6 protein-coding genes are annotated in these 8,283 nt (G+C 42.0%); 4 read left to right on the forward strand and 2 right to left on the reverse strand.

Translation table 11 applies throughout. The features are described from left to right. The first annotated feature begins 240 nt into the window (after window positions 1–240). From A1232T_RS10835 to A1232T_RS10850, 4 genes are all read left to right on the forward strand, one after another. Window positions 241–1,899: a glycosyltransferase family 2 protein gene (locus A1232T_RS10835; RefSeq protein ID WP_167367072.1), complete on the forward strand. Its 1,659-nt coding sequence runs from the start codon at window positions 241–243 to the stop codon at window positions 1,897–1,899. Window positions 1,900–2,036: 137 nt separating this feature from the next. After that, window positions 2,037–3,443 carry a glycosyltransferase gene (locus tag A1232T_RS10840; protein ID WP_077449424.1) on the forward strand — a complete coding sequence of 469 codons (1,407 nt, stop codon included), beginning with the start codon at window positions 2,037–2,039 and terminating at the stop codon, window positions 3,441–3,443. A 65-nt stretch (window positions 3,444–3,508) separates the two neighbouring features. Beyond that, window positions 3,509–4,777, forward strand: coding sequence for a hypothetical protein (locus A1232T_RS10845; protein WP_143513990.1), 1,269 nt, complete (start codon window positions 3,509–3,511; stop codon window positions 4,775–4,777). Window positions 4,778–4,827: 50 nt separating this feature from the next. Then, window positions 4,828–5,844, forward strand: coding sequence for a glycosyltransferase family 2 protein (locus tag A1232T_RS10850; protein ID WP_077449426.1), 1,017 nt, complete (start codon window positions 4,828–4,830; stop codon window positions 5,842–5,844). A 67-nt stretch (window positions 5,845–5,911) separates the two neighbouring features. Here the strand turns inward: A1232T_RS10850 and A1232T_RS10855 are convergent, their stop codons facing one another. Next, window positions 5,912–7,072, reverse strand: a complete 1,161-nt coding sequence (locus A1232T_RS10855; RefSeq protein WP_077449427.1) for an ABC transporter substrate-binding protein — start codon at window positions 7,070–7,072, stop codon at window positions 5,912–5,914. Window positions 7,073–7,126: 54 nt separating this feature from the next. Further along, window positions 7,127–8,283, reverse strand: a 1,157-nt coding sequence (tnpC, locus tag A1232T_RS10860; protein ID WP_077449428.1) for an IS66 family transposase, incomplete at its 5' end; no start/stop codon positions are given.

The raw sequence follows: 8,283 nt of genomic DNA on the forward strand, positions 1-8,283 counted from the left end.
GGATAATCCATGAGTAACAGACCGCTAAATTTTCATACTATAAAAAACGATAAAAAAAGCGTAAACACTATAATAAAAGACTTTAAACCGCTACTCCCAAATGAGCAGATGTTAACTTTAGGCAATCCTAGCTTGGATAAACCTGCGTTAAATACTTATATCTCAGATATCCATAAATCAAATACCTATAAATTGGATAAATTAAGCTCTGACAAACTAAATACTCAGAAACAGGTAGCTTTGAGTTTTCAAATTATGACTCGAGCAGAGCCACCAGAGCTTGTGATAGAGACTATTAAATCATTATTGGCCGTAAAGAAACCTCAAGATGAAATTCTTATTGTTGATAATAACAACCAAGAAACCCATTTATATCAGCCTCTGGCAGACTACTGCAATAAACTACACCCTAAGTTAAACGTTCACTTTTATCATGTCGATTCGGTGAAGGGTTATAAAGCAGGTGCGCTCAATTTAGCGCTTCAGCTGATGGATGATGACTGCACCCACATTGTGGTCGTAGACAGTGACTACCAAGCGCTTCCCCATGCAAGAGCGGCCATTGCCAATGCTATCGCTACTTATCCTAAGCATACTTTGCTACAGTTCCCCCAGTTTTATCGCAGTAGTGCACAAACTGAAGTACAAAGTGAGTTAAACCATTATTTTAATCATCACTTATTGCGCTCTTTTAATTGCTCAAAAGCCTTATCTACGGGCACTTTCGCTGTTATTAATCGTAGTGACTTATTGGCACTTGGTGGTTGGTCTTCAGCGTCAATTACTGAAGATGCCCAGATGGGGGTTAAAATGCACCGTAGTGGGTTATTCAGTCAATTCATACCTGAAGTTATCTCTACAGGGCTATTGCCTCATACATTGAAAGACTTGATGTCACAGCGCCAACGTTGGATATACGGTAATATGCAGGTGCTTAGCGGCTATTTTAGTTCTGCACCTGCCTCTAAAGTTGATGCCACTCAAACGTCAACACCCTCAGCTTCACCCACAACATCTAAAGACAGCAGTGTTTTTAGACATACACAGAGTATGGGCGAAAGACTGGAATATTTGCGGGCCCATTTTTCTCAGCTCACGGCTTGGGTTAACTTTACTGGTCCGTTTATTGTGCTGCACCTTTTCGCTTTGCTAATGATTGCGGTGTCTACTGTTTATCCTATTTCTAAAGCGGCTGTACAGTTGCCTTTGATGATGGTTTATAGCGGTTATGCGTTTTTTGTGATTCGACGTTTGATGGCTTATTTAAATGATAAGGCACCTCTTAATAAGCAGGTCAATCATCAACATCAATTTACCCTCAAAGGTAAACTTCGTACTTGGCTTATGCACCTTAACTTCTGGGAGCTGGGAGCCTTATCTTGGGCGCCCGTATTGTGGGGGCAAAATAAACCCTTTAACTGTACGCCAAAGCATAACTTGATGACCGATCATACTGCCCCATGGTTAAAGAGTCTGATGGTTGCTCCCAAGCTGTTGTTGCTATTAAACCTATTCACTGCTGTGATGGTCTCACCGCTGACTGACTTTTATTCGCCTGCACTGTTTGTTTGTGCGGTTAGCTTCCTGTTGCTAAAGCTTGCCTCAGTAATGGTGGCTATTAATAACTTCTCTGCTGCCAAGACTCAAAAGCCGGTGAAAATAGCTACAATGCGCTCAGAACAATATATTAATACAGTCACAGGCCAGTTTGTTGGCCCGACACCCGCTAAATTAGCCATAAAAACAACATTAGAGCGTTCTAAGTTAGAGGCCACTGCCAAACTAGACAATTTAGGTAAGGTCATTGAGAAGTCTAAGCTGTCTAACCTAGAAGCCTCTAATAACCAACAGTTTATTAGTAAATCTGATGTGACTTATTTTGATAAGAAGCAACTTTAATCGCCTTTTGTTATCCATGTACTTAGTTATGAATATGCTGAATTTTAGCTTTAAATAATTATTTTTAAACAATGATCTTTAAACCATAAACGACTTTATAACCTTATATTTTTACGACTTTTCGTCTTGAGACCCCTATGTTATCTTCTCCTGTTACAAGATCCGCTCAGCAACCTGCTGAGTCATTTCAAAATGATCCTTATATTGCTACTAACCCCCACTCACCTGCCCCACTACGAATAGCGGTTATTGCCCACTCGCTATATCCTATTGCCGAGCCTTATGCTGGCGGGTTAGAGAAGATGACACATTTAATATGCGATGGCTTAGTAGATCTTGGTCATGAAGTGCTGTTATACGCACACAAAGACAGTAAAACAAAAGCGACGTTAATGCCATTGCTCACTGAAGATAAATTTGATCAGCTCATTGGAGAAACTGGCCCCCAAAACTTATCAATGAGCCGTGAAGAGCTACACAGTTACTTAGCTTATCAAATGGCAATGCGCGACATCATTGCGCGTGATGAACGTGGTGACATTGATATTGTTCATAATCATAGCTTACACCATATTCCTATGATGACCGGTCAAGCTTTTGGGCCCCGTTTTTTCACCACCTTTCATACCCCTATTTTCCCCACACTGCATCTGGCACTTTTAACGCTCAGTCAGGGTACCAGTACCCAATTTACAGCGGTGAGCGAATATCAGCAGCAGCTTTTTTCAGAATTTGTGCCCTCCCACGTGGTCTACAATGGTATCGATATAACATCTTTTACTCCCAATCTAGAGCCCATTGAGGAAGAGGTGTATTTTTGGTGTGGTCGTATTTGCCCAGAAAAAGGCACCCATTTGGCGATGCAGTATTGCAAACAGGCCAATAAGAAACTGATTATTGCCGGACCAAAGAGTAATGAAGGATATTTTAACGAGCAGGTTGAACCCTTATTGCAGCAAGATGCCAGTCTTGGTAAAGACAAGCTGTTTAGCTATGTGGGTCATCTTACTAACTCTGAGATTAATCAATATCTACGCCAAGCCACCGCTATGCTATTTACGAGCACCTGGGATGAGCCCTATGGATTGACTCTTGCAGAGAGTTTGGCGTGTGGTACTCCGGTATTAGGATTCGATGCCGGAGCAAGCTCTGAAATTATCACGCCGGAGACAGGTATTATCGTCGCCAAAGAAGATGGGAACGCTTTTGTACAAGGCTTTAATGAGATTAAAAATATTTCGCGTCAATCTTGTCATGAGCGCGCTTTACAGTTTTGCTCTGTGCAAGCGATGGTAGAGGGCTATTTAGACTTATACTACCAGACGCTAGCTCAAATTGACTCAGCCTTATTGAACACAACACGAGCCAGCCAATCAGCACGCCAGCAGCCTGATTGGCAACACCTAGTAGATTGCGCTGACAATATTAAAGGTACGGATAGCCTTAAACGTCAGGCTAATAGATTCGTGAATATTGATAACGACACTCAGCAGCCATTGTCGCAGCCTGTTGACCTCGCTGTTTCAAATTTTGGTCAGGAATAATATCAATGAATATCGGGTACTATGCTCACCATCATGGGTCAGGACACTGCCGCCAAGCCGATAAGTTGGCGGCTTTATTGCCCGCTGATCAAAGAAGTCATTTCACCGTATTTACCAGTTTAAGCGCAGAGACCTATGCGTTTAACTCTATACCTGAGTTGCAAGTGATTAGGTTGGCTGCAGAAGATGAACTTGAGAGCGATACCTTAAAAGGTAGGGCCGGAGAATACTGGCAGCCTAATAGTTTGCATTATTCACCAGTGGGCAATAGCAATATACAAAAGCGCAGCCATAAGATTCTAGACAGTATCCATAAACTCAATATAGAGCTTATGATTATTGATGTCAGTGTTGAGGTTGCAATGCTGTGCAGAGCCGCAAGTATTCCTTATCTGTATGTAAGATTACCCGGTGTGCGTGATGATACCCCTCATTTAAATGCTTTTGCTGGGTCATTAGCTATGATTGCACCCTACCCAGAGGCTTTAGATGCTGGTGTTACCCCGCAATGGTTACCTTCTAAGACGTTATATCTTAATTTTATAAACGCTGTTCAATTTGCTAATGTTTCTTATCCAGAGTTTATTGCCTCGTTGGTGTCTTTTGCAAATAATAATAATCTACCTATAGAGGTAGATGATCGTCCCATTATAACGGTGATTAAAGGCTACGGTGGGCATGAAGATATTGATAATAAACTGCCCAAATTGCGAGAACTATTGCCTCATGCTCTCATTATTTCATTAGGTCCAATACATCATGATATACGTGATTTTGTAGATATCGCTGCTGAAGTTAACGATGTTACACCTTTTATAGAACATAGTGATTGTTTACTGATGGCTTGTGGCTTAAACGCTATTGCACAAGTTTATAGCACTGATACGCCTCTAGTGGTATTACCAGATTTTAGACCTCATGATGAGCAACATTTTACAGCTCAGGCCTTGATAAAAGAAGGACGCGCAGTAGATTGGGACTATTTTCAACAATTAGTCTCCAGGCATGGTAATGAATTATTTTCAGATAACTCATTATTTATGGGGCAAGCTTCAAATAACTCTAATCCTGCACCTATACTAGAATCAGAATCAGAAATACCAATATCTGCAATAGCAATATCTGCAACACCAATATCTGAGACGGCAATATCTGAAACAGAGGTGTCTCAATCTGCTAGTGATAATGATTTTGTTACTAATACTATAACTTCTAATATAAATCTAAAACCTTCAATAGCCGAAGAGTTTATGCAAAGTACGAAAATTTACACGTCTATTAATTCATGGTTTCAAGATTGGTTGCTGCCACGCATTAATTTACAACCAGATTAAACTTATTCATGGCCTAACTTACGACATTTCAATATCAAAGATAATCACCTATGGTTTCTCATTCTGCATCTCAATCGACGTCCTCAATGCCTGATTTGGCACAAGTCAGTGTCATTACCACTTGTTATGGCCGCAATACCCATCTATATAATTTATTAAGCAGTCTTGAACAAGGCAGCGTTCAACCTGCTGAAGTGATTATCATCAACGACGATGCAGACCCTGAGCGTTTGGCTGAGTTTGCGCTAAATATTATCAAGATACCTACCACAGTGGCATCAAGCCCTAAAACTGAGGACAGCGCTAAGTTCGATATCGGCCACAATCGCAATTTGGGAGCGCAGCATGCCAGTCAAAATGCGCTTATCTTTCTGGATGTGGACTGTATAGTGGCACCGTATTTTATTGAACAGTTTAGTCTGAAGTTACAACGCCACCCTGAAGCTTTATTAATGGGACAGCCGCGTTATCTAACTCGGCCGTTAAGCTCTGAGGAAAGCCTGCAGTTAAAGTTGGGTCAATTACCGACGTCACATCTTGACCAGATATCGGTCTATAACCCTTACCGTTTTAACTTTGATCCTAGTGACTCAATACCTTCAAAGCCCGCTACAGACTCAGACAGCGATGGGACATTGCAAACGGCGTTACAGCAGACTGAAGATTACGGGGCTTTTTGGAGTCTATGCTTTGGCATTACCCGACAGCAGTTCGATAAAATAGGGGGTTTTGACACCCAATATATTGGCTATGGTGCAGAAGATACGGATTTTGCTTTTACCGCTCGCTCACTAGGTATTAAGTTTTACCTAAGCGCGGATGTGGCTTACCATCAACAGCATAGCGTGTCTCGTCCACCGCTAAATCACTTAGACAGCATCGTGATTAATGCCAATCGTTTTTATCAAAAATGGCAACATTGGCCGATGCAAGGTTGGTTGGAACAGTTTGTATCAATGGGATTGATAGATTGGCAGGAGCAGCAACCATCTTCGATAGAGATTATTAGATTACCCACTAAAAAGGAGCAGGACATGGCACACTGTCCTAACGCTCCTTTTGTTTAAATGGCTTTTTAAGGGTTCATATTTAAAATATTAAAGACTGCCTTTCAAAAAAATGACAGCTATCAAACTACATATCGACTTTTAAACGATCCCAGTATTTTTGATACAGTGCCATGGTCTTATCGCCAACATCTCGACGGAATAAAGCGTGACCCATTTTATCCGCTGGCGGGTAGATAATCTCATTGTTTGCCATCTTAGGTGGCATTAAGGCGCGAGCAGCATCACTCGGTGAGCCGTAACCAATTTCTTCACTGATAATCGCTGAGTTCTCAGGGCGCATTAAAAAGTCGATAAAGGTATAAGCGTTCTCTAAGTTTTTCGCATTTTTAGGAATGGCCATATTGTCCATCCACATGATGACACCCTCTTTAGGATAAACAAAATCAAGCTCAGGCATACCTTGGTCTTGCGCCATAATAACCTCACCATTCCAAGCCAATCCCAAATAGGTTTCACCTTCCATAAATGGCATACGCGGCGCGTCTGAGTTGAAAGTACGCACATTTGGCATTAATGTTGCTAATTTTTCATAAGCTGCTTTGATGTGATAGGGATCTTGAGTTGAGGTAGGATAACCAAGTGTCAAAAGACTCATAGAAAATACGTCACGTAGGTCATTCATCAGCATGACTCGACCTTTATATTGTGGTAACCACAAATCGTCCCATGAATTAATAGACGATAAATCTATACGCTTAGTATTGACCGCAATTCCTGATGACCCCCATAAATAAGGCACACTATATTTATTTTCAGGATCAAATTCTGCATTTAACAGTGTCTTATTCAAAAGTTTAAAGTTGCTGATCTTATTATGATCAAGCACTTCAAGCATATTCTCCTTTCGCATTTTATCAACAAAATCAGTACCTGGGAATATGACATCATAATCACCACTATTGCGCATCAGCTTTAGCTTGGCATACATTGCTTCATTGGAGTCAAAGGTACTGTAAACCACCTCAATACCCGTTTCCGCAGTAAAAGCTTTAAGCACACTGTCAGAGATGTATTCAGTCCAATTATATACGTTTACGACTTTACCTCTCTTAGTAGCTGGTGCATTTTGAGTAGAAGTCGCATCTGCTACCTCATTCTCATTCTTACCAGACTGTTGGCAACCTGCCAAACCAAGACCTGTTAAGCCTATCAGTCCTGCTCCCGTCATCTCCAAAAAACGTCGACGTGTGACAAGGTTATTTTTGGGCATATGGTTCTTTGGCATAACTTATCCTTAACGTTTTCTGAGAAGTAGTAATGTAAGCATCCGACCAACCCCCTATTGCGGTGGCACCCAGCGATGAGGCAACAGCTCATCCAGACTCTCTTGAGTAGGCAGGCGTCTTAGCACGTCTGTCAAATAAGCAGACACATCCAAGCCATTTAAGCGAGCGGACTGAATGATGGACATAATATTCGCAGCCCGCTGCCCACTTCGCAGCGAACCGGCAAACAACCAGTTTTTACGCCCAAGTGCCCACGGACGCATCTGATTCTCCGCCCAATTATTATCAATCGGCAGCCTACCATCATCTAGATACTGAGTCAGCGCCTGCCAACGTTTCAGGCAATAATCAATCGCCTTACTAATACTGGCATTTTTAGTGGTTAACTGCCTTTTTTCTTGTAACCATTGGTGCAGCTTATCGGCAATCGGTTTGGCTTTTTCTTGCCTGATTTGCCGAACTATTTGGGGATCTCTTGGTGTTGGGGGTGTATTTTTTTCAAATCGCTCATCAATCTCACGTTCAACAGCATACAACTGCCTAAATAACGTTAATGCCTCAATGCTCACGATACTTTGCCCAGTGATATGCAGTTCATGAAATTTACGCCGTGCATGGGCCAGACAACCGATTTCAGTCACACCTTGATGAAATAAGAACTTATACCCGCTGTAATCATCGCAAACCAGCTTACCGCGCCACTTATCTAAAAAGGCTTTAGGGTGCTCATTACGACGACTTTCGGCAAAGTCATAGACCACCGCCTTTAATGCACTGTGCTGTGGCGTAAGATACGCCCAGACATAGCCTTTTTTTAATGATTTACTGCCTACCTTTACATGGTTCTTCATGATAGATACCGGGGTTTCATCGGCATGTAAGATAGGCTCTGACAGTAATAGTTCATGCAAGCGACTGACTAAAGGCTCAAGGGCAACGCCGCAGCGTCCTACCCAGTCGGCCATAGTAGCATCGGGGATAGTTACCCCACTTCGCTGATAGATAATATTCTGCCGATATAGCGGCTGATGGTCTGCATATTTGCTAATAAGGATGTGTGCAAGCAGCTCTGGGGTGGCGATGCTTTTGTTAATAATCTGCTTGGGGGTAACCGCTTGATGAATGATGTCACACTCACGGCATACCCATTTAGGGTAGATGTGACGCTCAATATAAAACTGCTTAGGGATAATGCCAAGTTTGTCTTGTT

This window comes from Psychrobacter pasteurii (assembly GCF_900162815.1).
Taxonomy (GTDB): domain Bacteria; phylum Pseudomonadota; class Gammaproteobacteria; order Pseudomonadales; family Moraxellaceae; genus Psychrobacter; species Psychrobacter pasteurii.

What these genes read in the sequence shown, in the direction of transcription:
- A1232T_RS10840 (WP_077449424.1), top strand. Translation starts at nt 2,037, where the DNA reads ATGTTATCTTCTCCTGTTACAAGATCCGCTCAGCAACCTGCTGAGTCA.
- A1232T_RS10850 (WP_077449426.1), top strand. Translation starts at nt 4,828, where the DNA reads ATGGTTTCTCATTCTGCATCTCAATCGACGTCCTCAATGCCTGATTTG.
- A1232T_RS10855 (WP_077449427.1), bottom strand. Translation starts at nt 7,072, where the DNA reads ATGCCAAAGAACCATATGCCCAAAAATAACCTTGTCACACGTCGACGT.